Below are 25403 nucleotides of genomic sequence, written 5' to 3'. Positions count from 1 at the left end.
AAACTTGCCGGGTGCTGTGCAAGTTTGTTTCGCGGAGGGCGGCGTGGCCGGGCCGGATATCCAACTCGACGCTTTCGACCGGGCGATTCTCGCCATCCTGCAGCACGACAACACCACGCCGCAGCGCGTGATCGGCGAGCGGGTCAACCTGTCGGCGCCGGCGGTGCAGCGCCGCATCCGCCGGATGGAGGCGCAAGGCGTCATCCGCGCCCATGTCGCGGTGGTCGATCCGGCCGCGCTCGGCCATCCGATCACGCTCTTCGTCGAGGTCGAGCTGGTGAGCGAGACGGCGGGCGACATCGACGCCGCCAAGAGCGCCTTCCTCGCCGCGCCGGAGGTGCAGCAATGCTATTACGTCACCGGCGAGGTCGACTTCATGCTGGTCGTGCTGGTGCCGAGCATGGCGGCCTATGAGGCGCTGACCCGCCGGCTCTTCTTCGCCAACCCCAATATCCGCAAGTTCCGCAGCTTCGTCGCCATGGACCGGGTCAAGACCGGGCTCGCCGTGCCGGTCGGTTAGAAATCGCGTGAAATCAGCGCGCTCCGGCACGGTTTCCGCGGTGCGGCCGTTTCGGGCGCGGGCTTGCCCTTGTCATCGGCATCGCGCTATGCGAGCGCCGGCCGACGCAAACCCCTCTGCCCGACGGGGCCTCCCGTGATCACCGCTAAAGCTCCCGACGCCCCGCCCGCCGATCCGCAGCAGGGCCTGCGCGCGCTGATCCGCTCCAGCGAGATCGGCATCGTCGTGCTCGCCTCCGTGATCGGCATCCTCGCCGGCATGGTCGTGGTCGCCATGTCGGCGGCGACGCAGCTCCTGCACGAATGGGTCTTCGGCCTCGCCGACGGCCAGCGCCTCTCGGTCACCACCGGCATTCCGGCCTGGCGCGCCGTGGCGGGGCCGGTGGCCGGCGGCCTCGTCGTCGGCTTCGCCTCCTGGTTCTTCTTCCGCCGGCGCAGCCAGCCGGTCGACCCGATCGAGGCCAATGCCCTGCATGGCGGGCGCATGTCGATGCGCGACAGCCTCATCGTCGCGCTTCAGACCATCGGCTCGAGCGGCAGCGGCGCCTCGGTCGGCCTCGAAGCCGGCTACACCCAGGCCGCCAGCGGCTTCGCCTCGCATATCGGCCGGCGGCTGCGCCTGCGCCGGGCGGATATGCGGCTGATCGTCGGCTGCGCCGCCGGCGGCGCGATCGGGGCGGCCTTCGACGCGCCGCTGACCGGCGCCTTCTACGCCTTCGAGCTCATTCTCGGCAGTTATTCGATCGCGGTCTTCGTGCCGGTGATGGCCGCCACCTTCATGGCGACCGTCACGCATGACATCCTCTCGCCGGCGCTGCTCTCGGTCGAGGTGCCGGCGATCGGGTCGATCACGATCTCCGACCTGCCGCTGGTCGTGCTGCTCGGCTCCGCCTGCGGCCTCGTCGGCATCGTCGTCATGCGCGCCGCCGCCTTCATCGAGATGGGCTTCCGGCGCTCGCGCATCCCGACCTATCTGCGCCCGGCCTTCGGCGGCCTCGTCGTCGGCGGGCTCGCCATCTGGATTCCGGCGGTCTTCTCGGCCGGGCACGGCGCGATCAATCTCTATCTCGGCATGGAGACCAGCCTCGGCCTGTTGACGCTGGTCATGGTCGCCAAGGCGCTGGCCTCCTCAGTCTCGATCGGCTCCGGCTTCCGCGGCGGCCTGTTCTTCGCCTCGCTGCTGCTCGGGGTCGTGACCGGGCGGCTCTTCATCGGCGTGCTGGTGCCGTTCTTCCCCAATCTCGTCGGCCACGAGACGCTGTTCGCGCTGGTCGGGATGAGCTCGCTCGCCGTTTCCATCGTCGGCGGGCCGATGACCATGGCGCTGCTGGCGCTGGAGATGACCGGCGACCTCAAGCTGACGCTGGCGGTGATGGGCGCGGCGGGGGCGGCCTCGCTGGTGACACGCCGGCTCTTCGGCTTCTCCTTCGCGACCTGGCGCTTCCACCTGCGCGGCGAGAGCATCCGCGGCGCCTATGACGTCGGCTGGATCCGCGACCTCACCGCGGGCAGCATGATGCGCCTCGAGGTGCCCAAGATCGAGGCCGACGCGCCGATCGCCGAGGCGCGGCTGAAATACCCGCCGGGCTCGACCAACTACCTCGTCGCCGTCGGCCCGAACGACGCCTATGCCGGCATGGTGCCGCCGGGCGCGCTCTACGAGCCCGACCCCGCCCTCGACGACGAGGCCGCGACGGAACCGGCGCCACGCACGGTCCGCCATCTGCTGCGCAATGCGGACCGGATGCTGCTCGCCAACATGTCGGTGCGCGACACGCTCAAGCTCTTCGACGAGGCGGAGAGCGAGGCGCTGCCGGTGGTCGCCGACCGCGACAGCCGCCGCCTCGTCGGCATCCTCAGCGAGGCGCATGCGATCAAGCGCTACAGCGAGGAGGTCAGCCGCCGCAACCGCGAGCTGACCGGGGAGTAGGGGCGGCCCTTCTGGCTTGCCGCGCCGCCATGCTCCCCGCAATGGCGCCGGGGCGCTATGCGGAGCGCAGCCCGACGCTCGCAACGACCCGCCAATCGGCGATCGGCACGTCCTGCCCCGAGGTGACGATGCCGATCCGGTCGAAGCGGATGCTGCGCCCGGCGAGCCGCGCATCGGTCTCGGCGATGGCCGCGGCCTTGGCCGCCGGCGCGACCGGGCCGTAGAGCAGCGAGACATGCGGCATGAAGCCGTCGAGCTCCGCCGGATCGAGCGCCCGCTTCAGCGCCGCCAGCGCCGGCGAGACGGCGAAGCGCGCATAGAAGGAGCGGAAGAAGGCCTCGCCGCCCTCGACCCGCGCGACCGGCGCGGCGAAGGCGGCGGCCGTCGCGGCCGCGGCCTCAACCGCCTGCTGCAGCATGGCGAGCGGCATCTGCGTGTCACCTTTCAGTGTCAGATGCGGGGCGAAGAGCGGCGTGCCGAAACGCGCCGACAAGCCGCCGGCGAGATCGGCCAGCATGGCGGCGTCGGCAGGCGAGGGCAGCAGCCAGAGAGAATGAATCCGCGGTGTCATCTGAGTTTCATAAAGCTCTTGCATAGACTGCGCCCCGTACGTAATGTTTATTTCAATAAAGGCGGAAAATGGAAGAAAAATTCCATTGCCCGGCAACAAAAGCGACGATCGGGGAGTAGGCCTTGCAGCCGGAAACGCAAGCCAGAGCGGGAAGCGGCGCCGCCATCGCCGTGCGCGGCCTCCAAGTGGCCTATGGCGGCACGCGCGTGCTGCACGGCATCGACCTGGATTTCGCGCCCGGCAGCTTCACGGCGCTGCTCGGCTCCTCCGGCTGCGGCAAGACCACGCTGCTGCGCTCGCTCTCCGGCTTCGTCCCGGTCGAGGCCGGCTCGATCGTCGTCGGCGGCCGGGATATCGCGGGATTGCCGCCCGAGAAGCGCGGCATGGCGATGGTGTTCCAGTCCTATGCGCTCTGGCCGCATATGACGGTGCTGCAGAACATCGGCTACGGCCTTAAGCTGCGCGGCAGGTCCAAGGCGGAGATCGCCGCCAAGGTCGGCGAGATGCTGAGCTTCCTCGGCCTCGCCGGCTACGAGAACCGCAAGGTGACCGCCCTGTCCGGCGGCCAGCGCCAGCGCGTCGCGCTCGGCCGCGCGCTCGCCATCGACCCCGGCATCCTGCTGCTCGACGAGCCGCTCTCCAATCTTGACGCCAAGATCCGCATGACGATGCGCCACGAGATCCGCGCCATCCAGCAGCGACTCGGTCTCACCGCCGTCCATGTCACCCATGACCGCGAGGAGGCGATGACCATGGCCGACCGGCTGGTCATCATGCAGGCGGGGCGCATCGCCCAGGTCGGCACGCCGGAGGAGGTCTATGACCGCCCGGCCTCGGCCTTCGTCGCCAATTTCATGGGGGCGGAGAACGTCCTGCCGCTCAGCATCGCGCGCAGCGGCGCGCAGGCCGCGGTCGCCGCCGGCGAGGCCCGCGCCACGCTCGCCGACGCGGCCGCCGCCGCGCTGCCGAGCGGCGAGGCGCTCGGCTATTTCCGCGACGACGTCGCCAGCCTCGGCGCGCTCGACGCGCCGGCCGCGAGCGGCGACCTGCTCGTCCCCGGCGTCATCGCCGCGCGCGCCTATCCCGGCGGCATCTACCGCTACAAGGTCGAGGCCGCCGGCCGCCAGATCACGGTCGACGATGCCGGCCGTCACGAACTCGGAACGAAGGTCGGGCTGCGCATTCCGCTGCAGCGCCTTCACATCTTCCCGGCGACCGAGGCCGGGATCGCCGCCTGACAGGGAGTCAGACACATGCGCATCCTCACGCTTGCCTGCTCGCTCGCCGCGCTGATCGCGGCATCGCCGCTATCGGCGCAGACCCTCAACGTCGCCTCCGCCGGCGACCAGAACATGGTCGACTACGTCAAGGACTATCTCGCGCCGATGTTCGAGAAGGCCCATCCCGGCGTGAAGGTCGTCTCGGTCGGCACCGGGCCGGGCGATTCCGGCTCGCAGAAGATCTATGAGAAGCTCGACGCCCAGAAGGGCGCCAACGCGACCGATTTCGACGTCGTCGTCATCCACCAGAAGGCCGCCGGCCAGATGGTCAAGGAAGGCCTGCTCAACAAGTACACGGGCAATGTCGACACCGCCAAGCTGGTCTCCAGCGAGACGGCGAAGAACTCGCTCGGCGCCGATGTCGCGGGCTACGTCATCCCGATGTTCCAGTCGCAGACGGCGCTCGCCTACAACGCCGACATGCTGAAGAACCCGCCGAACAATTTCGCCGAGCTGGCGGAATGGGTGAAGAAGAACCCCAAGCAGTTCGGCTATAACGGCATCAAGGGCGGCATGTCCGGCGTCGCCTTCGTCGCCGGCTGGGTCTACGCCTTCGGCGGCGACGCCGACAAGCTGATCCAGGGCCCCTATGACGCGGCCGAGAAGGCCAAATGGGACAAGGCCTTCGCCGCGCTCAAGGACTTCAACCGGAACGTCGTCATCACCCCGGGCAATGCCGGCACGCTCGACATGCTCAACCGCGGCGAGATCGCGATGGGCCCGGTCTGGGTCGACATGTTCTATTCCTGGCAGGCCGACGGCAAGCTGCCGCCCAACATGAAGCTGAAGCTCGCCGCGCCCGGCATGCCGGGCCAGCCGATGTATTACGCCGTGCCGGAGAAATCGGCCCAGAAGAAGCTGGCCGAGGAGTTCATCGCGCTCGCCACCTCGCCGCAGGTCCAGGCCGACGGCATCGTCAAGAAGTTCAACTGGTATCCGGGCATCGACGCCAAGAACCTCGAAGGCAAGCTCGACAAGGCCGCCTGGGACAAGCTCTTCACCGACATCACCCCGGCCGACCTGTCCAAGAACGCCAAGCCCTTCCCGATCGCGCCCTACTTCAACGACATCCTCGAGGGCTACGAGAAGAAGGTCGCGAACTGAGGCCTTTCCGCCCGGGATGGCGCGTGAACGGACACGTGGTCATCCCGGGCGGAGCGAAGCGCAGACCCGGGATCCATGCCGGAACGGTTCAGGCATGGATCCCGGATCGGCGCGGCTGACGCCGCTTGTCCGGGATGACGTCGCGCTTTGGACTCCGACCCTTTTCATTGCCGAAAGCCTCGCTCGCCATGAGCCTTTCCCAACGCCAGCTCGCCTTGCTGCTGATCGCGCCCGGCCTCGCGCTCGTGGCGGCGCTGTTCCTTTACCCGCTCTTTTTCTCGCTGGTCTCGGCCTTCACCGGGCCGGATGGCGGCTTCTCGCTGCAATCCTTCGGCAAGGCCTGGGAGCTCTATTCCGGCGACGTCGTCTTCACCGTCGTGATCGTGCTCGCCTCCTGCTTCTTCACCGGGCTCGCCGCGATCGTCATCGCCGGCACGCTCACGCTCGGCGAGAACCGCTGGATCGTCGGGACGCTGAAGGCGCTCTATCGCTGGCCGCTCTTCATCCCCTTCATCGTCGCGGCGCAGTGCATGCGCACCTTCCTCGCCAAGAACGGGCTGATGAACAACAGCTTCGTCTCGCTCGGGCTGATCGAGCCGCTTCAGGCGGTGAGCTTCCTCGACTGGCGCGGCATCATCGCCACCTTCGTCTGGAAGCAGACGCCCTTCGTCGCGCTGCTGCTCGCCGGGGCGCTGGCCGCCATCGACCGCGCCACGCTCGAGGCCGGCCGCAATCTCGGCGCTTCGCGCATCCGCGTGCTGATCGAGCTCGCCTTGCCGCAGGTGATGCCGACGCTGCTCGTCGCGCTCGTGCTCTCCTTCGTGACGATGCTCTCGGTGCTCTCGGTGCCGATGATGGTGGCGGGCTCGCAGCCGACCATGCTGACGGTCGACATGGCTTTCCGCATCAACGCCTATGGCGACTATGCGACGGCCAACGCGCTCGGCGTCATCACCTATCTGATCTCGGCCGGCGCGGCGATCATCTATCTCAGGCGCGGCATGGCGCAGGAGGGCGCCCGATGAACGGGCGCGCCGTGATGCGCCTGGCTGCCGCCGCGCGGGCGACGCTCGCCGCCTTCCTGCTCGCCGCCTTCGCCTTCGTGCTGATCGGCCCGCTCGCCAATCTGGCGCTGTGGTCGGTGGCGGAACGCTGGTACACGCCCTACAAGCTGCCGGTCAGCTACGGCACGCGCTACTGGGAGCAGGTCTTCCGGCCGACCGGCGATGCCATGGCCTCGCTCGGCACCTCGGTCTGGATCGCGGTGCTGACGGTGATCGTCGCGCTCGCGCTCTCGATCCCGGCCGGCTATGCGCTGGCGCGGCTGAAGCTGCCGGTGCGCGCCTTCTTCATGATCCTCTTCCTGCTGCCGCAGGCCTTTCCCTCGGTTGCGATCTACATCAACGTCGCGCGCATCTTCTATCAGCTCGGCATCAACGGCACGGTCTTCGCCGTCGTGCTGGTCCATGCCGCGCATGGGCTGGTCTATTCGGTCTGGATCGCGGCGGCGGCTTTCGGCGCCGTCGACCGGGACCTGGAGCTCGCCGCCCGCAATATCGGCGCCTCGCCGCTGAAGACCTTCTTCTCGGTGACGCTGCCGCTCGCCGCGCCGGGCATCATCGCCAGCGGCATCTTCGTCTTCCTCGAATCGCTCGACGAGTTCACTGGCACCTTCTTCGTCGGCGTGCCGCAGGTCACGACCCTGCCGCTGCTGCTCTACAACGCGGCGATGGGCGGAAACTACCAGGTCGCCTCGATCACGGCGCTGATCCTGCTCGTGCCCTCGGTGCTGTTCATGCTGTTCATCGAGCGCTTCCTGCGCGCCGACGTGCTCGCCAAGGTCGGCGCCTGAGCGCGGGCGAAGACCGGCGATGCGGCTTGTGCGCACCGCCGGCAGCCTTCATTGCCTTGCCTTGTTGCCGGCAATCTCGCGGTCCCATTTCTCGAACATCGTCACCAGCGGCTTGGCGTCGAGCGGCGGCTCTGTCGGGTTGTCGGCGATCATTGCGGCATATTCCGGCCGGCCGAACCTGGCGATCGTCTCCTGGCTGTCCTTCGGCGCCATGTCGATGGTCACGCCGTGGATCGAGGGGCCGGGATACATGTAGCCGTGGTCGTACATATAGGCCTGCTGCGCCGGCTCCAGCAGATAGGCCATCAGCGCCAGCGCGACGTCGAGCTTCTCGCCGGTGACGCCCTTCGGGATCGCCATGTAGTTGGCATCGCCGACCCAGTGGAAGCCCTTCAGCGTCGCCACCTTGAAGCTCTCCGGCACGATGCCGAGATAGCGCGGATTGATGTCCCAGCCGGTGGTGGTGGCGATGATGTCGCGCGAGCCGTCGCCGAGTTCCTTCATCGTCGCGGTGGTGCCGGACGGGTAGTACTCGATGCAGTCGTTCATCTCCTTCAGATAGGCCCAGGTCTTGTCCCAGCCCTTGACCGGATCCTGCGGGTCCTTGTCGCCGAGCAGATAGGGCAGGCCCATCACGAAGGTACGGCCCGGTCCCGAATTCGCCGGGCGGGCATACATGAAGCGGTTGGGATGGGCCTTGCACCAGGCGAGCAGCTCCTCGGCCGTCTTCGGCATGTCCTTGACCTTGGCCGGGTCGTATTCGAGCAGCGGCCCGGACGGGTACCAGTCGAGCACCATCGCCTGGCCGCGCGCCATCTTCTGCATGGCATAGGCGCCGGGGATGTAGAGCTTGTCGAGCGCGGGAAAGCGGTCGGCATATGTCGGGAAGATCTCGAGCCAGAGATTCTGCTCCATCCCGGCCGCGAGCGCGTCGTTGCCGGTCAGGACGAAGTCGATGTCGACGCGCCCGGCCTGCTGCTGCGCCTTGAGCTTGCCGGCGAGCTCCGGCGCCGTCGCCTTGGTGAAGACGAAGCGCGCGACGAGGTCCGGATGCTCCTTCTGGAATTTCTCGATCGCGGGCTGGCTGATCTGCAGGTCGCCGGCGACGTCGATGACGCTGATCGTCAGCGGCGCCTTGGGCTTGGGCAGGGCAGGCTTCGGCTGCGCCTGGGCGGCGAGCGGGCCGAACCCGATCAGCGCCGCGGCGGCGGCGAGGATTGACCATCGTGACATCGCGTTCTCCTCCATGGTCCGGCGCCCGTCCCGCCTGCCTGCGGCGGCGGCGCGTCCGGTTTCGCTTCCTCGATCGTGAGCGGGGTGCGCTTCTTCCCGGCTGGCGTTGCCGCTTTCCGGGGCTTGCCGCTCAACGCTTTCGGTCAGCCCTTGCCGCGCAGCGACATGCCCTGCGTAATCGCGCTCTTCTCCAGCCGGCAGGCGACGCAATAGGCCGGGTTGAAGACGTTGGCGACGTCGTAGCGGACCGCCTGACCGAGCAGATGGCTGGCCTCGACGGCATCGACGCCGAGATCCTCGCCGATCCAGCGCAGCATCTCGGTGGTGGCGAATTGCAGCGGCTGGTCGAGCGGGCGTCCGGCGGCGATGACGAGCAGCTCCGTCTGCGTCTCGCCGCGCGGCCAGAGCAGCCTCTGCCGCTTGCGCAGTTCGACGCGGAATTCGACCTCGAACGAGGTCTCGACGCCGGTGCCGGCGATCTCGCCGTCGCCCTGGCAGGCATGGCCGTCGCCGAGGAAGAACAGGCCGCCCTCGGCCTGGACCGGGAAGGCGACGGTCGCGCCCGGGCCGAACAGCCGGTAGTCCATATTGCCGCCATGGGCGCCGCTGGTCGCCGTCGAGATCGCCTGGCCGCGCTCGGGCGCGACGCCGAAGCAGCCGAGCATGGGCGCGAGCGGGAAGCTCCAGTCGCGGATGCGCGGCGAGGGGTCGAGCAGCTTCACCGTGCCGGCCTTGGCGTCGATCGCCCATTCATGGCGCTCGCGCTTCGGCAGCTCGGCCAGGATCGCCGGGTCGAGCACGCCGGGCGCCAGCGGCGAATAGGTCCAGCCGGTTGCGCGGTTCGGCGTCATCCGCTCGATCGTCACCAGCAGCGCGTCGCCGGGCTCGGCGCCGGTGACGAAGAAGGGGCCGGTCATCGGGTTGCCGCGCGGCGCCTTCTGGGCGCCGTCATGGTCGGTGCCGGCGGCGTCGAGCGTCGTCGTGACGACGCTGTCGCCGCTGGCGATCTCGAGCACGGCGGGCAGGGTGCCGATCACGTTCGCATATTGCGTCGGCTGGAAATGGTGGCGCGTCATGGCGGACCTTCTGCGGCTGGAGGCGGGCGCGGCGGCGGGCCGCCGCGCATCGCGATCCTAGAAGAAGGTGCGCGTGGGGGAAGGGCGGGCGGCGGAGGGCCGCCCTGCCTGTTTCGCCGGGCTGCGCCGCTATTCGGCCGGCGTCGCCATCTCGGTGCGCGAGCCCTGCGCCAGCCAGTAGAAGGCGACCGAGGCGCACCAGACGACCAGCCCGAACAGGGCGGCCGCACCCAGCACCAGCCCGAAGCCGCCCCGCGCATAGAGCACCGCCAGCATCGGCACCACGAAGCCGCTGACCGTGAAGCCGAGGAAATAGCGCACGCTGAACGCCTTGGCGCGGTGTTGGGCCGGGACGTAGCGGGCGACCATCGCGTCGTTGATGACCACCTGCCCGTAGATCGCGGTCATCGTCAGCACCAGGCCGAGCAGCAGCGGGACGCCCTGCGTCATCGCCGCGATGACGAGCCCGATCGGCTGCAGCAGGGCGAGGCCGACGAACAGCGCCGGCAAGGTATAGCGGTCGACGAGCCGGCCCATCAGCCATTGCGCCCCGGCGCCGAAGATGAAGACCAGCGTCGCCAGCGAGCCGGTCAGCGCCAGCGGCAGGTCGAGGCCGAGCCGCTCGTCGAGGATCTTCGGCAGGGCGATGGTCGTCAGGTTGAAGGTCATGCCGCCGGCGATGATGGCGATGGCGAAGACGATCAGGAGCGCCACCGGGCGGCCCAGCGGAATCAGCTCCGCCTTGCCGGCGCGGTTGGCATGCGGCTCGCCGTCGCCGGGCACCAGCATCAGGAAGGCGACCCCGAGGCCGAGGCAGATCAGCCCGGGCAGCACGAAGGCGGCGCGCCAGCCGAGGCTCGCGGCGACGAGCGCGGTGACGCCGGCCGCCGAGGCCGCGCCGAGATTGCCCCAGACGGCGTTGACGCCGAGATCGCGCCCGAGCTGGCCGGCGTGGTTGACCAGCATCGTCGAGCCGACGGGGTGGTAGATCGCGGAGGCGACGCCGAGCACCAGGAGCCAGGCGGCGAAGGCGGCGGGCTGGCTCGCGCTGGCCACGCCGAGGCAGGACAGGCCGTAGCCGAGGAAGAACACGGCGAGCATGTTGCGCCGGCCGAAGCGGTCGGAGAGCCAGCCCATCGGCAGGGAGCACAGGCCGAAGGCGACGAAGGCGCCGGTCGCGAGCCCGATCAGCTCGGCATAGTTCAGCCCGGTCTGCGCCGCGATGGCGAGCACCGCGGTCGGGTAGATCAGCAGCACGAAATGATCGAGCGCATGGGCGGCGTTGACGAAGCGCAGGGTTCGCTTGGACAGGGTTTCGGGCGACATGACGGTGCTCGCTATCGGGACCCTGTTTTCTAGCTTGACCCGCTGCGCGCTGTCGGGCCGTTCTATGGCTCGTCCGGGCCAAAGGAGGTCGCGATGCGCATGGAGAGCGATGCCTATCAGACGGTCCCGCGGGCCGTCGCGGTGATGCCGAAATCCTATGAGGGCGGAGCGAGCACCGGCTGGCACAGCCATCCGCGGGCCCAACTGCTCTACGCCACCTCCGGGCTGACGCTGGTGACGGCGGAGGACGGCACCTGGGTCCTGCCCGCGCGGCATGCGCTCTGGATCCCGCCGGGCCTGTCGCACGAGGTCAGGATGCATGGGAGCGTGGCGATGTGCTCGGCCTATGTCGCGCCGGAGGCGGTCGGCGTCCTCCCGGCGGGCTGCCGCGTGCTCGAGGTCACGCCGCTGCTCGCCGCGGCGCTCGCGGCGCTGGCGGCGGAGCCGATGCTCTACGACGAAAGCGGGCGCGGCGGCCTTCTCGCGGCGCTCGTCCTCGACGAGATCGCGCGCGCGCCGGAGACCTCGCTGACCCTGCCGCTGCCGCGCGATCCGCGCCTGCGGCGCGTCTGCGAGGCGCTGCTGAGCGAGCCGGGCTCGCCGGTCGACCTCGACGGCTGGGCCGAGCGCGCCGGAGCGAGCCGGCGCACCCTGACCCGCGGCTTCCGCGCCGAGACCGGCATGAGCTTCGGCGACTGGCGGGCGCGGCTGCGGGTCGTGCGGGCGCTGGCTCTGGCCTCGGACGGCCACCCTCCGCATCAGATCGCCCGCGCCGTCGGCTATGCCGATGCGCGCGCCCTGCGGATCGTGACCAGGCGCGTCCTCGGCGGCGTGGACCTGCCCGGCTGAGACGCTGCCGTCGCGGCGCTCAGTAGCGCCGGTCGCGCGCCACCAGCCCCGCGATGGGGTGCCCCCGGCGATGGCGCTCGATCGTGTCGAGCACGAAGGCGGCGCCGCTTTCGGGGCGCGTCATGCTGGCGATATGGGGCGTCATCACGATGCGCGGATGATGCCAGAACGGATGCTCCGGCGCCGGCGGCTCGGGGTCGAGCACGTCGATCAGCGCGCCCGAGAGCTGGCCGCTCTCCAGCGCCGCCAGCAGGTCGGCCTCGACGAGATGGCCGCCGCGCCCGACATTGATCAATGCCGCCCCCCGCGGGAGCTGCGCGAACAGCCGCGCATCGAGCAGGCCGCGCGTCGCCTCGGTCAGCGGCAGCAGGCAGACCAGGATGTCCGTCTGCGCCAGGAAGGCGGGCAATTCGTCCGGGCCGGCAAAGGTCGAGACACCCTCGATCCGCCGCGGCGAGCGGTTCCAGCCGGAGAGGCGAAAGCCGAAGGGCCGCAGCCTTTCCAGGCTCGCCTGGCCGAGCTGGCCGAGACCGAGGATGCCGACGCGGCGGTCGCTGCCGGCCCGGACCTGGATCTCCCGCCACTGCTTGCGGCGCTGCTGGTCGATGTAGCCAACCATGTCCCGATGCAGCATCAGCGCCGCCATGCAGACGAATTCGGCCATGCTCTCGGCGATGCCGGGCTCGAGCATGCGCACCACCGGCAGCTCCGGCGGCAACCGGTCGAAATCGAGCTGGTCGACGCCGGCCCCGACCGAGAAGACCATCTTCAGATTCGGGAAGGTCTCGGCGATCCGCTCCGGCGGCTGCCAGAGCAGCAGATATTCGACGGCGGCGGGGTCGCCGGTTTCCGGCCAGATGTGGAACGGCATGTCGGGCGCCTGGCGGGCGAAGGCGGCGGCCCATTGCCCCGCCCGCTCCGGGCTCGCCTTGTAGACGATGCTCACGCCGACGCTCCTAGAACAGCCCGACCGGGGCCAGCGGGCGGCCGTCGACCAGCCGCTCATAGCCATAGGCGGCCGGGTCGACCAGGGGTGCGTCGCCGTTGACGATGTCGGCGGCGAGCTTGCCGGCGGCCGGCCCGATGCCGAAGCCGTGCCCCGAGAAGCCGGTGGCGAGGAAGAAGCCCCTCAGGCTGGGCACCGGCGAGATCACCGGTACCGTGTCGGGGGTCGAGTCGATGGTGCCGCCCCAGGCCTCGGCGATGCGGATGTCCTTGAGCACGGGATTGCCGGCGATCAGCGCCGCCAGCGCGGCATTGACGAGGTCCATGTCCGGCGCGGGGTCCTGCACGCGCACCGCCTCGAAGGGCGAGGGCTGGTCGAGGCGCCAATTGGCGCTGCCGAAGAGCTGCCTGAAGAAGTCGGAGCCGAGCCGCAGCTTCAGCCCGGCGCGGCGCTGCTTGAAGGTCGGCCAGAAGATCCTGGCGTAGCGCAGGATATCGGGCGTCAGGTTGACCGTGCCGCGCCCGCGCAGCGCCAGCGTGAAGCCGCCGTCGAGCCGGCGGCGGATGCAGTATTCGGTGGTCCCCAGCGCGCCGTCGGTGAAGTCGGGCGCCGGGGTAGTGCGGCAGGCGGTGGCGTCGACGAGCCCGATCGGCAGGTCGATGCCGTGGCGCCGGCAGAACAGCGAGGACCAGGCGCCGCCGGCCAGCAGCACGGACTGGGCGCGGATCGTGCCCTTCTCGGTGACCACGGCGCTGACGGCGCCGCCCGCCGTCTCCAGCCCGCGCGCGGCGCAGCCCTGATGGATGGTGACGCCGCGCTTGCGGGCGGCCAGCGCCAGCGCCGGCACCGCCAGCGAGGGCTCGGCCCGGCCGTCGCTCGGCGTGTGCAGCCCGGCGACCCAGGTCTCGGCGTTGCCGGGCAGCCTCTCGGCGATCTGGGCCGGGGTCAGCAGGGTCGAGTGGACCTGCTGCTCGCGCGCGATTCCCGCCCAGCGTTCCCAGTCGGCCGCCTCCTTCGGGTCCTTGGTCAGGAACAGCACGCCGGTGCGGCGGAAGCCGGTATCGGCGCCCGCCTCCTCCTGCAGTTCCTCCCAGAGGCGCAGCGCCTCGCGGGCGAGCGGGATCTCGGCGCGCGCCCGGCCCTGCTGGCGGCACCAGCCCCAGTTGCGGCTCGACTGCTCGGCGCCGACATGGCCCTTCTCGACCAGCGCCACGGAAAGCCCCTTGCGCGCCAGATGATAGGCGCTGGAGACGCCGATCACGCCGCCGCCGATGACCACCACGTCGACGGCCTCCGGCAGGCGCTCGTCGCTGGGAATGCGGTTGACCGGCGGGGACATGGACAGGGCTCCTGTGGGCGCGTTGGCGGCGGCTGCGTTGGAGGGAAGGTCAGTTGATGTCGAGGCGCGGGTCGAGCGCGTCGCGCAGGCCGTCGCCGATGAAGTTGAAGCTGGTCACCGCGAGCGTGATCGCGATGCCGGGCAGCAGCGCGAGCCAGGGCGCGCTGGTCAGGTAGATCTGGGCGTTGTTGAGCATGTTGCCCCAGCTCGAGGCCGGCGGCTGGATGCCGTAGCCGAGGAAGCTGATATAGGATTCGAGCAGGATCGCCTTGGCGACGTTGAGCGTCGCCGCCACCACGATCGGCGCCATCGCGTTGGGCAGCAGGCTGCGGAACATGATGTAGAGATCGCTGGCGCCGACGGCGCGGGCGGCGGCGGCGAAGTCGCGCTCGCGCAGGGTGCGGATCTGGGCCTCGACGATGCGGGCGACGTTCATCCAGGAGGTCGCGGCGATCAGCAGGGTCGTCGCCAGGATGCCGGGCTCGGTCAGCGCCGCCAGCGCCAGCAGCAGGAAGATCGTCGGGAAGCACAGCACCGCGTCGACGAAGCGCATCAGCGCCGCGCCGAGGAAGCCGCCATAGAAGCCGGCGACGACCCCGACCGCGATGCCGATCGCCATCGCCATCGCCATGGCGAGGAAGCCGATCGCCAGCGAGATCCGCCCGCCCATCATCAGCCGGGCCAGGATGTCGCGGCCGAGCTCGTCGGTGCCCAGCACATGCACGCCCGAGAGCGGCGGCGCGAAGCGCTGCAGAATGTCGATATAGGTGTCGTCGAAGGGCAGCAGCCAGGGCCCGAAGACCGAGCCCAGCGCCAGGATCGCGATGGTGACGGTGCCGGCCATGGCGAGCCGGTGCCGGCGGAAGCGCCGCCAGGCGGTGTTCGCGGAGGCGGCGGGGGCGGGCCCGGCCGGGACGGATGCGGCTGACGCGCTCATCGCCTCACTCCATCCGGATCCGCGGATCGACCACCGCATAGAGCAGGTCGGCGATCAGCGAGCCGAGCATGACCATCGCGGCCGAAAGCATCAGGATGCCCATCACCACGGGGTAGTCGCGATAGGCGATCGAATCGAGGAAGAGCCGGCCCATGCCGGGCCAGGTGAAGACGGTCTCCGCCACCAGCGCGCCGCCGAGCAGGGTCGGGAACTGCAGCCCGGCGACGGTGATCATCGGCAGCAGCGCGTTGCGCAGCGCGTGCCGCGACAGGATGCTCCATTCCGGCAGGCCCTTGGCGCGGGCGGTGCGGATATAGTCCTGGCCGATCACGTCGAGCATGGAGGAGCGCATGAAGCGGGCCCAGATCGCCATCTCGACCAGCGCCAGCACCAGCGCCGGCGCGATCAGGTGATGTAGCAGGTCGAGCACGGAATCGTCGCCGACCGTGTGCCGGTTGCCGGCCGGCAGCCAGCCGAGCGTGACCGAGAAGACGTAGATCGCGACCAGCCCGAACCAGAAGGTCGGGATCGAGAGCGCGACCATCGCGCCGACGGTGGCGAGGGTGTCGAACAGCGAATAGCGCCGGATCGCGCCGAGGATGCCGATCCAGCAGCCGAGCAGGCAGGCGACCAGCGTCGCCGTCGCCATCAGCTCGAAGGTGGCCCGCAGATGCGAGCCGATGACGGCGAGCACGGCGCTGCCGTCGCGGTAGGAGGTGCCCCAGTCGCCCTGCAGCATCCGCCAGAGCCAGTCGGCGTACTGGACCGGCAGGGGCCGGTCCAGGCCGAGCTGGTGCGAGATCCGCGCGATGTCCTCCGGCGACATCTGCGAGGACAGCGCGAATTGCGACAATGGCCCGCCCGGCGCCAGATGCAGGATGGCGAAGCCGAGCATCGAGACGATGAGCAGCAGCACCAGCGCCTGCCCGAGCCTGCGGAGGAGATAGGGGAGCATCGCGCGACCCGCCGGCCGTCAGGCCCAGTACCACTCCCGCATGTTCCAGCAATTGGAGGAGGTGTTGATGTTGGGCGCGAAGCCCTGCAGCCCGTCCTTGGTGCCCTCGGCGATGACCGACTGGAACAGCGGCAGGATGGCGAGATCGTCGCGGATCAGCTTCTGCAGCGCGCCATAGGTCTTCTTGCGCTCGGCGAGGTCGAACTGGGCCGCGCCTTCCGCCAGCAGCCGGTCGGCCTCCTTGTTCTGGTACTGGTAGGTGTTGTAGCCGCGCCCGCCCTTGGCCGGGATCGCGCCCGAGCCGAAGCGCGGCGTCACGTCCGGGTCGCTGCCGAGCATGAAGTTGACGCCGACGATCACCGACTGGAACTTCGACTGCTGCCAGAACTCGCCCCAGATCACGGCGGCGGGCATGTTGTTGATCCGCATCGAGGCGCCGATCGCCTTCCAGTCCTGCATCAGGAGCTGCTGCGTCTGCTCGCGCACGGCGTTGCCGCTGGTGGTCGAATTGGCGAATTCCAGCCTGACGCCGTTCTTCTCGCGGATGCCGCCCGCGCCGCGCTTCCAGCCGGCGGCGTCGAGGATGGCGTTGGCTTTGGCCGGGTCGTGGGCATGGGCCGGCAGCTCCTTGTTGAAGGACCAGGCCTGCTGCGGCACGAAGGATTCGGTCGGCACCGGCAGCCCGTAGTTGAGGGCGTCGATCAGCCCCTTCTTGTTGATCGCGAGATAGAGCGCCTCGCGCACCGAGCGGTCGGCGAGCGGCCCGAATTCGAGATTGGGCGCGATGTGCTCGATCGACGCCATCGGCGAGACCGTCACCTTGCGGCCGGGCAGCGTCTTCGCTTCCTTGACGAAGTTCGGCAGAACGCCCTGGATGCCGGTATAGTCGATCTGGCCGGTGCGGAACTGGGTGTAGAGCACGGTCAGGTCGGGGATGTATTTGAACACCACCCGCTCCAGGAACGGACCGCGCCCGTGATAGCTCGTGTTGGCGAGGAGCTGGATATGGTCGCCGGGCACCCGCTCGCCCCAGCGGAACGGCCCGGTGCCGATCGGGGCGTTGTTGAAGGGCGAGGCGTTGGGGTCGGAAGCCTTCTCCAGCGCGTGCCTGGGCACGATGAAGAACAGCGACAGGATCGACATATAGGGCGAATAGGCGCTTTCCATGCGCCAGTGGATCTCGTCCGGCGCGACCACCTTGATGTCGTGGACCAGGCTGTGGCCGACGCGGTTGCGGGCACGGAAGGCGGTGTTGTTGACGAGGTCGATGCTGAACTTGACGTCCTCGGCGGTGAACGGCGTGCCGTCATGCCATTTGGCGTCGTTGCGCAGCTTGACCTTCCAGCTCAGGCCGTCGGCGGAGAGGCCGCCATTCTCGACCGTCGGCACCTCCCTGGCGAGGTCCGGCTGGAAGCGGCCTTCCGGGTCGATGTACCAGAGCGTGCTGAAGATCTGCCACCAGACGCCCTGGTCGACCTCGATGCCGGGCATCAGCGGGTGGAAGACGGTCGGCTCCTGCGAGAGGCCGGCGACGACCTGGCCCTTCGGCACGGAGGGCGGCTGCGCCGCCCGCAGCGAGGACGGCAGGGCGGCCCCGGCGGCGAGCCCCATGCCGAGCGCGAGCGCGCCGCGGCGCGTGGGATTGGTGACTCCGAAAGGCCCCTCGGACATGATGCGCTCCCTCCCCGGAACTCGCTCGCCGCGGCGTGGCGTCACGCCGCTTGACGGGCGGTGTTTCAATCTCTCTAACTTTTGTTGACCTGAATTCAACATGGTTGAAAATGCCTGTCAATCGCGCCGATGCCGGTCGCGCGGCGGCAGGTCCGGCTTCCCGGCGGGTCGCCGGGGTCCGTCCCTTCCGCCGGCGGAGGGGCGAGCCATCTCTATGTCGAGGTGACGGATGTCTCCGAAAGGCGGATTCAAGTTTCGTGCCCAATGCTCTGGGCGCGGTCGGACAACAGGACGGGGAGGCGATCGATGAGCAGGGACGCGGCTGAGGCGGAGACGCCGGAGAGGACGGCCGGCGAAGCCATCGTGCTGCCCGAGGATGCCGAGCATCGCCTCGGCGAGACGGTGCGGCTGCTGCGCCAGCGCGCCGGCTTCTCGATCCAGGAGCTGGCCCGGCGCACCGGGCTTTCCACCGGCATGATCAGCCAGCTCGAGCGGGGGCTGGCCTCGCCCTCGATCCGCAGCCTCAGGCTGCTCAGCGTCGCGCTCGGCGTGCCGATCTCCTATTTCTTCGAGCCGCATGCGCCCGATCCCTCGTCGCAATACATCGTGCGCCGCAACGACCGGCGCCTGCTGCGGCTGACGGCGAGCGGCGTGCTCAAGGAATCGCTGACGCCGGCCCAGGGCGGGGCGCTGGAGATCTACGAGCTGACGCTCAATCCGGGTGCGTCCTCCGGCGCCGATTTCGTCCAGCATGTCGGCGAGAAGGCGGTCTATGTCCTGGCCGGCCGGGTCCGGATCTGGCTCGATCACGAGCCTCACGTGCTCGCGGCGGGGGACAGCGTCTGCTTCCCCAGCACCGTGCCCCATATGTTCGACAATCCCGAGCAGGAGGTGGCGCGCGCGATCTGGGTGACCACCCTGCATTCCGGCCCGCCGGCCCGGGAGGGGTAGGCACGGCCGCCGACCATCGCGAAAAGCCGATAGTCTAGTCGCCCGGTTCGGCAGAGAAGACCGGGCCCGGTCCGGTAGAATCCCTCCGCCGCAGGGATAATCCGCCGCGCCGTCGAAACGGTGCGGCGGCTCGGCCAGCTTCGTCGCCGGGCTTGCAGGTTGAACTGCCGGCTGCCCGATGCTATAGGCTCGGCCATCATCTGATGCAGGCTACATCTGCTGGTTGGGGAGGACGGTATGTCTCACGACGCCCTCTTCCAATTGGGGATGGGCTCAGTTTTACTGATTGCCTCCCAAACGGAAGAAATCCTTGCTGCGCGCGCGGCGCGTGCGCCGGCCAGGGCCATCGACAGGGGTAGCCCGGGCCGACCCGGCGGGCATCCGGCGCGCTTGCACGCCGATCCGTTCCACCGACAGACGAAGCGGAGGGGAAACAGTGCGAAAGCGCTCGCCTTCCGCGGGGACCTCGCTGCCCCTCCTCCCTCAGCGTGAGCGCCCCGGCCCCGGCCGCGTGACCGGCGCCGTCCTTTCCGCCTCCCATCCGAGCTGACGGTCCGCGAGCCCCTCGCGCCGGCAGGCTTTTCCCGATCGTTACCCGGCATGGCGCCTCCGCCGTGCCGGCTGGCGTCACCATCGCAGCGCATGGCGCAAGGTCCCGATGATCGCGACACCCTACTACCTGATCGACAAGAGCAAGCTGCTGCGCAACCTGCGGATCATCGACGAGGTTCGTCGGCGCTCCGGCGCCAAGGTCGTGCTGGCGCTGAAATGCTTCGCGACATGGTCCGTCTTCGACCTGATGCGCGAGCATATCGACGGCACGACCTCCTCGTCGCTGTTCGAGGTGAAGCTCGGCCGCGAGGAATTCGGCGGCGAGACCCATGCCTACAGCGTCGCCTTCGCCGATCACGAGATCGACGAGGTCGTCGCCAATGCCGACAAGATCGTCTTCAACTCGATCCGCCAGCTCGAACGCTTCGCCGATCGCACCGGCGGGCTGAGCCGGGGCCTGCGGCTCAACCCCGGCATCAGCGCGTCGAATTTCGACCTCGCCGACCCGGCGCGCCCCTTCAGCCGCCTCGGCGAATGGGATCCGGAGCGGATCGCGCAGGTCATCGACCGGATCGACGGCTTCATGGTCCACAACAACTGCGAGAACGGCGATTTCGCCTTGTTCGACCGCATGCTCGGCCAGGTCGAGGAGCGGTTCGGCGCGCTGTTCTCGCGGGTCTCCTGGATCAGCCTGGGCGGCGGCATCCACTTCACCGGGGAGGGCTATCCGCTCGCGGCGTTCTGCGAGCGGCTCGCGACGTTTTCGCAGCGCCACGGCGTGCAGGTCTATCTCGAGCCCGGCGAGGCGGCGGTGACGCGCAGCACGACGCTGGAGGTCACGGTGCTCGACACGCTCTTCAACGGCAAGAACCTCGCCGTCGTCGACAGCTCGGTCGAGGCCCATATGCTCGACCTGCTGATCTACCGGCAGCAGGCGCGCGTCGAGCCGGACGAGGGCGGGCACCGCTACATGATCTGCGGCAAATCGTGCCTGGCCGGCGACATCTTCGGCGAATTCGCCTTCGACCGCGAACTGGCGCCCGGCGACCGCATCTCGATCCAGGACGCGGCGGGCTACACCATGGTGAAGAAGAACTGGTTCAACGGCGTGCAGATGCCGTCCATCGTCCTGCGGGAGCTCGACGGCAGCCTGCGCCTCGTCCGCTCCTTTTCCTACCGGGACTACCGCGCGAGCCTGTCCTGAAACGCGGCCGAACATCCGAAAACCGAAAGGAGGCCCCAGCCAAAATGAAGAGAAATGTCCTGATTGTCGGCGCCGGCGGCGTAGGCCACGTCGTCGCCCACAAATGCGCGCAGAACAACGACGTTCTCGGCGACATCCACATCGCGTCGCGGACCCGGGCGAAGGCCGAGGCCATCGTCGATTCGGTCCACGCCAAGGGCAGCCTGAAGACGGGCGGGCGCCTGCTGGCGCACGGGCTCGACGCTCTCGACGTCGAGCGGACGGCCGCGCTGATCCGGGAGACGAAGAGCGCGATCGTCATCAATGTCGGCTCGGCCTTCCTCAACATGTCGGTGCTCTCGGCCTGCCTCGCCACCGGCGCCGCCTATATCGACACGGCGATCCACGAGGACCCGCTGAAGATCTGCGAGACGCCGCCCTGGTACGGCAATTACGAGTGGAAGCGGCAGGCCGAATGCGCCAGCGCCGGCGTCACCGCCATCCTCGGCGCGGGCTTCGACCCGGGCGTCGTCAACGCCTATGCCCGGCTGGCGCAGGACGATTATTTCGACAGGATCGACTCGATCGACATCGTCGACATCAATGCCGGCGACCATGGCCGCTACTTCGCCACCAATTTCGATCCCGAGATCAATTTCCGCGAGTTCACCGGCCAGGTCTGGTCCTGGCAGAAGGGCCGGTGGACCTCGAACAAGATGTTCGAGGTCGGCAAGGAATGGGACCTGCCCGTCGTCGGGAAGCGGACCGCCTATCTCACCGGCCATGACGAGATCCACTCGCTGTCGAAGAATCTCGACGTGCCGGATGTCCGCTTCTGGATGGGCTTCGGCGAGCGCTACATCACCGTCTTCAACGTGCTGAAGAATCTCGGCCTGCTCTCGGAGCAGCCGGTCAGGACGGCGGAGGGCCAGGAGGTGATCCCGCTCAAGGTGGTCAAGGCCGTGCTGCCCGACCCGTCCTCGCTCGCGCCGGGCTATGTCGGCAAGACCTGCATCGGCGATGTGGTCAAGGGCGTGAAGGACGGCAAGGCGCGCGAGGTCTTTATCTACAACGTCGCCGACCATGCCGAGGCCTTCGCCGAGGTCGGCAGCCAGGCGATCTCCTATACGGCGGGCGTCCCGGCCGTCGCCGCGGCGCTGCTCGTCGCCAACGGCGCGTGGGACGTGCGGAAGATGGTCAATGTCGAGGAGCTGGCGCCGAAGCCCTTCCTCGCCCTGCTCGACCGCATGGGCCTGCCGACGCGCATCAAGGACGCCGAGGGCGACCGGCGGCTGCGCTTCGCCGAGCCCGCCCGCGAGACCGCGCAGGCCGACCCGGTTCCGGCCGCCTGAGCGGCGCGGAACCCGCTTTCCGGGCCCGGGCCGCCAGCGAGGCGGCCCGGGCCTCGTCCAGCGCCCGGCTCTGCCGGGCCCTTTCGTTCGGGGATGCATCCTTGCGCCTCCCGTCGACGGACGGCGGCGATGCGATCGCGCACGTCCCGCCGGTCGGAGATGGAAGAAGCCCGCCGGAACGGGGCTTCTCAGGGGCGGTTGGCGTGACCCTCGGCCGGCCTGGCGCCGGGCGGATGCGCCGCGCCGATATCGCCGGACAGGCATGGGTATCGGGCCGCGCCCAGCCGCTGCCTGACGGGGTCGACCGGGCCCGCGCACCAGGGGCAGCGGGCGGCGGCGCGGGGCACGGGGCGACGGCAGCTTGCGCAGACCAATCTGGAACGGCCGGCCATGGAATCTCCTCCTGCGCCGGCAAGGCGGCGCCAAAATCACGATCGGATGGGCTCGTGACCCGGAGAGGGCCGTCGGCAGTATTGTCAGGCCGGCGGGAATCCTCTCCGGGTAAAGACATGTGCCTTCCGGATCGTTCTCGGCGTGAGATTCCAGGTTGAATTTGGCATGGTTCCGATATGGGCCGAGAAAAGCTATTTTCAACCAAGTCCGGTAGAGTGTTGCGGATTTGACTTTCCGTATAATTCATCGAAATATCATTAGGTCATGATTGGAATTCTTCTTCCGGCGGGTGTCTTGTGCACCGCCTGCCAGCTCGCACGGCAGTAGCCCTGGTTCGGCGCGCCGCCTGACGGCAGGTCGGGGGCGCCCGGGCCAGGGTAACTGCGCCGGCGCGAGCCTGCGCCGCCATGCGATGGGCGACATGTCGTGCGGATGTCGTTCGCCCGCAGGCGAAGGCTCGGGCCATTCCAGCAGATCGGAGGCTGTCCAGGGTGCCGTGCCGTGGCCGGGGCGGCCATGCGCGCTGCCGGCGGCCTCCCAGCGGGAAGACCAGATCATGAGCAAGAAGAAGCGCAACGGAAACAGGGAAGCGAAGAAGCCGAAGCAGCCGAAGCTTCCGCCGCAGGCCGCGACCTCGGTCGCCGACCTCGGCAAGCAGCAGGGCCTGCCGAACAGGCGGGTCGGGCGCTAGCCTTCGGGCCGAAGCGGCCCTGTGACGTGCCGGCGGGCCGCGCCCGCCGGCGACTTCGTGGCGAGAGCCGGCGCTCGCCCTCGGGAAAGCCGGCGGGATAGCGAGAGTGGACCTTCCAGAGATCACGATCACCGATCAGGACCTCGCGGTGCTGAGGCGCGTCGTCCGCGAGGCGGTGGCGGATGGCCGTTACGCCGCGGCCTCGCGCCTCGGCAACGAGTTGCACCGCGCGCGGATCGTGCCGGCCGGGACCGCGCCGGCGGGCTGCCTCGCCCTGAACCGCGCGGGGCGCTATCTGGAGGAGCGTAGCGGCGCGGTGCGCGACGTCGTCCTGGTTTCCGGCCGCGGGCGTTCCTCGTCCGGGCTGGTCTCCGTTCTCAGCCGGGTCGGAACGGCGCTCATCGGCCTGTCGGAAGGCCAGGCGATGGGCTGGCCGGACCCGCGCGGGAAGCCGCGGGTGATCCGGCTCCTGAAGGTCGAGCCCGGGGCGGGCTGACGCCTGTTCGGCTTGCGAGACTACGCTCTTTACGCGGGGGGCGCCGAGACGGTTCCGATCCGCGTCGGCGGGAGTCGGCAAGGGCGCTTGACGGGGCAGAGCGATATCCTGGTGCGCGGGCACGGGCTGGTGAATGAGGGGGCTTTCCCGCCGAGGGAGCCGACGGTCCCGAGCAAGCCCCTATTGCGCGAGCCTTCGGATCCAGCCGAGCTGGCGGTCGAGGCAGCGCTCGCGCTCGTAGCCGGCACGGACCGTCTCGCGGGCGGCGCGGCGCAGCGGCGCCGTCAGGGGCGGGTGCTGAAACGCCTCCGCGATTCGCTGCGCCAGCAGGGCCGGGTCGTCGAACGGAGTCAGGAGGCCGTTGAGGCCGTCCCGGATCACTTCCTTCACCGGCGGCGTGTCCGAGCCGACCACCAGGCAGCCGCTGGCCATGGCTTCCAGCAGCGACCAGGAGAGGACGAAGGGCACCGTCAGATAGACATGCGCCGCCGAGACCCGGAACAGGTCGATCAGGCGCTCATGGGGCAACCACGGGATATGGACGACACGGTCGGCCAGCCCGGTCTCCGCCAGCATCGCCTCGCGCCACGGCATGCCGTCCTCGCGCGGGCGTCCATAGCCGGCGCCGTCGCCGCCGACGGCGACGAAGATCAGCTCGGGATGGCGCCCGGCCAGCAGGGCCGCGGCCCGCATGAACTGCGGATAGCCGCGATAGGGATCGAGATCGCGCGCCGCGAAGGTAACGACGGGCATGCCCGGCGTCAGCTCGCGGCCGTCCGGCAGGGTGAAGCGGGCCCGAGAATCGGGCCGGCAGAGCGCCGTGTCGATGCCGTCATGACAGACGGCGATGCGCTGGCGATAGGCGGCGGGATATTGCTGGCGTTGCCAGCGGGTCGGTGCATAGGCGGCGTCGAGCGTATCGAGGGTGAGAAGCTGCGCGGCGTTGCGCATGCGGATGCGCTGCCGCTCCGAAAGGGGGATCGGCGCCGTCGCGCCGAAGTCGAGGTCCGCCCCGGAGCTGCGGTAGTAATATTCGCAATAGCCGAGCAGGGCGGCGTCCGGCAGGGCGTCGCGCGCGAAGAGAAGCCCGCCCCAGCCGGTATGTCCGATCACCACATCGGGCGGATCGCTCGCCGCGAGCGCGGTCATCAGCCCGGCGACGGCCTCGCCGGTCCGCAGGTGATAATCCGTGGCGGCGAGCGCCGGGTGCTGGGCCGGAGCCGCGCCGACCGTGTAGGCGAGCTGGCGCAGGCCCGGCTGCTCCGGCGCGGGGCGTTCGCTGATCAGCGTGACCTCGTCGCCCTGGGCGACGAGGCTCGCGATCAGAGCAGCGAATTGACCAGATCCTGAACGATGAACGAATAGGATATGCATGAGGCCAGCAGGACGCCGCCATAGCGGAGGGAATCGTTCCACCACTGCTCGAGCCGGCGCAGGGTTTCATGGGTGGTCAGGAAATCGGCGCCGACGCCGTTCTCGGCGCGCGGGCCGAACGGATGGGCCTCATCCAGCAGCCGCAGCCTCTCGCACAGCATCTGTCCTTTGAGCGAGAGAGAGATTCGCGCCAGCCGCCTGTCGCGCGGAGAGGCCCCGCGTTCGAGATAGCCGCTCTCGACGAGCTGCTTGAGGTTGTAGGAGGCGTTGGAGCCTCCGTAATGCCCGCGATCGAGAAGATCGCGCACGGCGATCTCGCCCTGTCCGATGGTGAGCAGAATCATCACCTGTGCCGGTGAAATGTCCTCGATGCCGAGCTTGCCCAGTTCGAGGCGCAGATAATCGAGGAACCGCCGACTGACCCGCTCGATGACGCGGGCGAGGTCGAAGGCCGAAACTCTTCGCTCCGCCCCATCCTCCACTTCGCCATCGCCGTTCGGCCTGTCATGGCCATTCAAGGATCTGCCTGAAAATTGCTCGCCGCCATGCAATTTGAAGTGCATTCCTTACCCCGCCTGATTGAAGTTTGAACAATCCATCCCTTTTTCTTCCCTTCCCCTATGGAGCCTATAGGCAAAGCACATGCCATGCCGATTCGATGAGCAATAAGAATCTGCAATTTGGAAATGGGTGTGAACTGGTTCAAAATTCAAAATATCGCACAATAATGCCGCATTTTCTGTCGCCTGACTCGGCAAGGTAGAGATCTAATCTGTCATAATCTTGACACCACTCCCGTATCTCGTTTGCGGATGCTGACGCA

The 25403-nt window shown here is 69.0% G+C and carries 23 protein-coding genes; 12 read left to right on the top strand and 11 right to left on the bottom strand.

Annotation, left to right across the window (positions count from 1 at the left end; translation table 11 throughout):
* The first annotated feature begins 43 nt into the window (after window positions 1–43).
* Both ACWH43_RS20625 and ACWH43_RS20620 read left to right on the top strand, forming a co-directional pair.
* Window positions 44–520 (top strand): Lrp/AsnC family transcriptional regulator, encoded by a 477-nt coding sequence (locus ACWH43_RS20625; protein ID WP_158446776.1) that lies wholly within the window; start codon window positions 44–46, stop codon window positions 518–520.
* Window positions 521–655: 135 nt separating this feature from the next.
* Entirely contained in the window at window positions 656–2449 is a 1794-nt protein-coding gene (locus tag ACWH43_RS20620) for a chloride channel protein (protein WP_260349096.1), read from the top strand.
* A gap of 55 nt (window positions 2450–2504) precedes the next feature.
* On the opposite strand, the gene ACWH43_RS20615 is transcribed toward ACWH43_RS20620, so the two are convergent.
* The gene (locus ACWH43_RS20615) at window positions 2505–3020 is read right to left on the bottom strand and encodes a 2'-5' RNA ligase family protein (protein ID WP_260349097.1); all 516 of its coding nucleotides are present in this window, start codon (window positions 3018–3020) and stop codon (window positions 2505–2507) included.
* Window positions 3021–3190: 170 nt separating this feature from the next.
* On the opposite strand from ACWH43_RS20615, the gene ACWH43_RS20610 reads away from it, so the two are divergent.
* The 4 genes from ACWH43_RS20610 (at window position 3191) to ACWH43_RS20595 (ending at window position 7256) form a co-directional block, all read left to right on the top strand.
* Window positions 3191–4258 carry an ABC transporter ATP-binding protein gene (locus ACWH43_RS20610; RefSeq protein ID WP_260349098.1) on the top strand — a complete coding sequence of 356 codons (1068 nt, stop codon included), beginning with the start codon at window positions 3191–3193 and terminating at the stop codon, window positions 4256–4258.
* A 15-nt stretch (window positions 4259–4273) separates the two neighbouring features.
* Entirely contained in the window at window positions 4274–5404 is a 1131-nt protein-coding gene (locus tag ACWH43_RS20605; RefSeq protein WP_158446778.1) for an ABC transporter substrate-binding protein, read from the top strand.
* Window positions 5405–5592: 188 nt separating this feature from the next.
* Window positions 5593–6429 carry an ABC transporter permease gene (locus tag ACWH43_RS20600; RefSeq protein WP_158446753.1) on the top strand — a complete coding sequence of 279 codons (837 nt, stop codon included), beginning with the start codon at window positions 5593–5595 and terminating at the stop codon, window positions 6427–6429.
* Window positions 6426–7256: an ABC transporter permease gene (locus ACWH43_RS20595; RefSeq protein ID WP_375797023.1), complete on the top strand. Its 831-nt coding sequence runs from the start codon at window positions 6426–6428 to the stop codon at window positions 7254–7256. Before ACWH43_RS20600 ends, ACWH43_RS20595 begins: the two co-directional genes overlap by 4 nt.
* Window positions 7257–7304: 48 nt before the next feature.
* Here the strand turns inward: ACWH43_RS20595 and ACWH43_RS20590 are convergent, their stop codons facing one another.
* From ACWH43_RS20590 to ACWH43_RS20580, 3 genes are all read right to left on the bottom strand, one after another.
* On the bottom strand, window positions 7305–8489 hold the full coding sequence (locus ACWH43_RS20590) for an extracellular solute-binding protein (RefSeq protein WP_260349100.1): 1185 nt from the start codon (window positions 8487–8489) through the stop codon (window positions 7305–7307).
* Between the two features lie 143 nt (window positions 8490–8632).
* The gene (locus ACWH43_RS20585) at window positions 8633–9565 is read right to left on the bottom strand and encodes an acetamidase/formamidase family protein (protein WP_158446755.1); all 933 of its coding nucleotides are present in this window, start codon (window positions 9563–9565) and stop codon (window positions 8633–8635) included.
* 129 nt (window positions 9566–9694) lie between these two features.
* The gene (locus ACWH43_RS20580; protein ID WP_158446756.1) at window positions 9695–10891 is read right to left on the bottom strand and encodes an MFS transporter; all 1197 of its coding nucleotides are present in this window, start codon (window positions 10889–10891) and stop codon (window positions 9695–9697) included.
* 93 nt (window positions 10892–10984) lie between these two features.
* Between ACWH43_RS20580 and ACWH43_RS20575 the strand changes: the two genes are divergently transcribed.
* Window positions 10985–11740, top strand: coding sequence for an AraC family transcriptional regulator (locus ACWH43_RS20575; RefSeq protein WP_158448199.1), 756 nt, complete (start codon window positions 10985–10987; stop codon window positions 11738–11740).
* A gap of 19 nt (window positions 11741–11759) precedes the next feature.
* On the opposite strand, the gene ACWH43_RS20570 is transcribed toward ACWH43_RS20575, so the two are convergent.
* Genes ACWH43_RS20570 through ACWH43_RS20550 form a run of 5 tightly spaced genes read right to left on the bottom strand, consistent with a single transcriptional unit; the run spans window position 11760 to window position 17588 of the window.
* A complete protein-coding gene (locus ACWH43_RS20570; protein ID WP_158448198.1) occupies window positions 11760–12686 on the bottom strand; it encodes a 2-hydroxyacid dehydrogenase in 927 nt (308 codons plus the stop codon).
* A gap of 10 nt (window positions 12687–12696) precedes the next feature.
* Complete coding sequence (locus ACWH43_RS20565; RefSeq protein WP_158445284.1) at window positions 12697–14025, bottom strand: NAD(P)/FAD-dependent oxidoreductase; 1329 nt, start codon at window positions 14023–14025, stop codon at window positions 12697–12699.
* A 49-nt stretch (window positions 14026–14074) separates the two neighbouring features.
* On the bottom strand, window positions 14075–14962 hold the full coding sequence (locus ACWH43_RS20560; RefSeq protein ID WP_158445285.1) for an ABC transporter permease: 888 nt from the start codon (window positions 14960–14962) through the stop codon (window positions 14075–14077).
* A gap of 4 nt (window positions 14963–14966) precedes the next feature.
* Window positions 14967–15917 carry an ABC transporter permease gene (locus tag ACWH43_RS20555; RefSeq protein WP_158445286.1) on the bottom strand — a complete coding sequence of 317 codons (951 nt, stop codon included), beginning with the start codon at window positions 15915–15917 and terminating at the stop codon, window positions 14967–14969.
* Window positions 15918–15935: 18 nt separating this feature from the next.
* Window positions 15936–17588 carry a peptide ABC transporter substrate-binding protein gene (locus ACWH43_RS20550; protein WP_158445287.1) on the bottom strand — a complete coding sequence of 551 codons (1653 nt, stop codon included), beginning with the start codon at window positions 17586–17588 and terminating at the stop codon, window positions 15936–15938.
* A gap of 306 nt (window positions 17589–17894) precedes the next feature.
* Here ACWH43_RS20550 and ACWH43_RS20545 point away from each other — a divergent pair, with 306 nt between their 5' ends.
* The 5 genes from ACWH43_RS20545 to ACWH43_RS20525 all read left to right on the top strand — a co-directional run bounded on the left by ACWH43_RS20545 (window position 17895) and on the right by ACWH43_RS20525 (window position 23206).
* The gene (locus tag ACWH43_RS20545; RefSeq protein WP_158445288.1) at window positions 17895–18539 is read left to right on the top strand and encodes a cupin domain-containing protein; all 645 of its coding nucleotides are present in this window, start codon (window positions 17895–17897) and stop codon (window positions 18537–18539) included.
* Window positions 18540–19197: 658 nt separating this feature from the next.
* Entirely contained in the window at window positions 19198–20295 is a 1098-nt protein-coding gene (locus ACWH43_RS20540) for a carboxynorspermidine decarboxylase (protein ID WP_158445289.1), read from the top strand.
* 44 nt (window positions 20296–20339) lie between these two features.
* Complete coding sequence (locus ACWH43_RS20535) at window positions 20340–21626, top strand: saccharopine dehydrogenase family protein (protein ID WP_158448197.1); 1287 nt, start codon at window positions 20340–20342, stop codon at window positions 21624–21626.
* Window positions 21627–22575: 949 nt separating this feature from the next.
* Window positions 22576–22710, top strand: coding sequence for a hypothetical protein (locus tag ACWH43_RS20530; protein ID WP_260349102.1), 135 nt, complete (start codon window positions 22576–22578; stop codon window positions 22708–22710).
* Window positions 22711–22816: 106 nt separating this feature from the next.
* Entirely contained in the window at window positions 22817–23206 is a 390-nt protein-coding gene (locus ACWH43_RS20525) for a GreA/GreB family elongation factor (RefSeq protein ID WP_158445291.1), read from the top strand.
* A gap of 180 nt (window positions 23207–23386) precedes the next feature.
* Here ACWH43_RS20525 and ACWH43_RS20520 read toward each other — a convergent pair whose 3' ends face one another.
* Together ACWH43_RS20520 and ACWH43_RS20515 are read right to left on the bottom strand one after the other, a co-directional pair.
* Window positions 23387–24580 (bottom strand): glycosyltransferase, encoded by a 1194-nt coding sequence (locus ACWH43_RS20520; RefSeq protein WP_158445292.1) that lies wholly within the window; start codon window positions 24578–24580, stop codon window positions 23387–23389.
* The gene (locus ACWH43_RS20515) at window positions 24529–25131 is read right to left on the bottom strand and encodes a MarR family transcriptional regulator (RefSeq protein WP_260349104.1); all 603 of its coding nucleotides are present in this window, start codon (window positions 25129–25131) and stop codon (window positions 24529–24531) included. Before ACWH43_RS20515 ends, ACWH43_RS20520 begins: the two co-directional genes overlap by 52 nt.
* Window positions 25132–25403 lie beyond the last annotated feature (272 nt).

Source organism: Allobosea minatitlanensis (assembly GCF_964020775.1).
Note: the sequence above shows the minus strand (reverse complement) of the source record. Positions and strands in the feature narration are given on the sequence as shown.

What these genes read in the sequence shown, in the direction of transcription:
- ACWH43_RS20615 (WP_260349097.1), bottom strand. Translation starts at nt 3,020, where the DNA reads ATGACACCGCGGATTCATTCTCTCTGGCTGCTGCCCTCGCCTGCCGAC.
- ACWH43_RS20605 (WP_158446778.1), top strand. Translation starts at nt 4,274, where the DNA reads ATGCGCATCCTCACGCTTGCCTGCTCGCTCGCCGCGCTGATCGCGGCA.
- ACWH43_RS20600 (WP_158446753.1), top strand. Translation starts at nt 5,593, where the DNA reads ATGAGCCTTTCCCAACGCCAGCTCGCCTTGCTGCTGATCGCGCCCGGC.
- ACWH43_RS20595 (WP_375797023.1), top strand. Translation starts at nt 6,426, where the DNA reads ATGAACGGGCGCGCCGTGATGCGCCTGGCTGCCGCCGCGCGGGCGACG.
- ACWH43_RS20590 (WP_260349100.1), bottom strand. Translation starts at nt 8,489, where the DNA reads ATGTCACGATGGTCAATCCTCGCCGCCGCCGCGGCGCTGATCGGGTTC.
- ACWH43_RS20585 (WP_158446755.1), bottom strand. Translation starts at nt 9,565, where the DNA reads ATGACGCGCCACCATTTCCAGCCGACGCAATATGCGAACGTGATCGGC.
- ACWH43_RS20580 (WP_158446756.1), bottom strand. Translation starts at nt 10,891, where the DNA reads ATGTCGCCCGAAACCCTGTCCAAGCGAACCCTGCGCTTCGTCAACGCC.
- ACWH43_RS20575 (WP_158448199.1), top strand. Translation starts at nt 10,985, where the DNA reads ATGCGCATGGAGAGCGATGCCTATCAGACGGTCCCGCGGGCCGTCGCG.
- ACWH43_RS20565 (WP_158445284.1), bottom strand. Translation starts at nt 14,025, where the DNA reads ATGTCCCCGCCGGTCAACCGCATTCCCAGCGACGAGCGCCTGCCGGAG.
- ACWH43_RS20560 (WP_158445285.1), bottom strand. Translation starts at nt 14,962, where the DNA reads ATGAGCGCGTCAGCCGCATCCGTCCCGGCCGGGCCCGCCCCCGCCGCC.
- ACWH43_RS20555 (WP_158445286.1), bottom strand. Translation starts at nt 15,917, where the DNA reads ATGCTCCCCTATCTCCTCCGCAGGCTCGGGCAGGCGCTGGTGCTGCTG.
- ACWH43_RS20550 (WP_158445287.1), bottom strand. Translation starts at nt 17,588, where the DNA reads ATGTCCGAGGGGCCTTTCGGAGTCACCAATCCCACGCGCCGCGGCGCG.
- ACWH43_RS20545 (WP_158445288.1), top strand. Translation starts at nt 17,895, where the DNA reads ATGAGCAGGGACGCGGCTGAGGCGGAGACGCCGGAGAGGACGGCCGGC.
- ACWH43_RS20540 (WP_158445289.1), top strand. Translation starts at nt 19,198, where the DNA reads ATGATCGCGACACCCTACTACCTGATCGACAAGAGCAAGCTGCTGCGC.
- ACWH43_RS20535 (WP_158448197.1), top strand. Translation starts at nt 20,340, where the DNA reads ATGAAGAGAAATGTCCTGATTGTCGGCGCCGGCGGCGTAGGCCACGTC.
- ACWH43_RS20530 (WP_260349102.1), top strand. Translation starts at nt 22,576, where the DNA reads ATGAGCAAGAAGAAGCGCAACGGAAACAGGGAAGCGAAGAAGCCGAAG.
- ACWH43_RS20520 (WP_158445292.1), bottom strand. Translation starts at nt 24,580, where the DNA reads ATGCATATCCTATTCGTTCATCGTTCAGGATCTGGTCAATTCGCTGCT.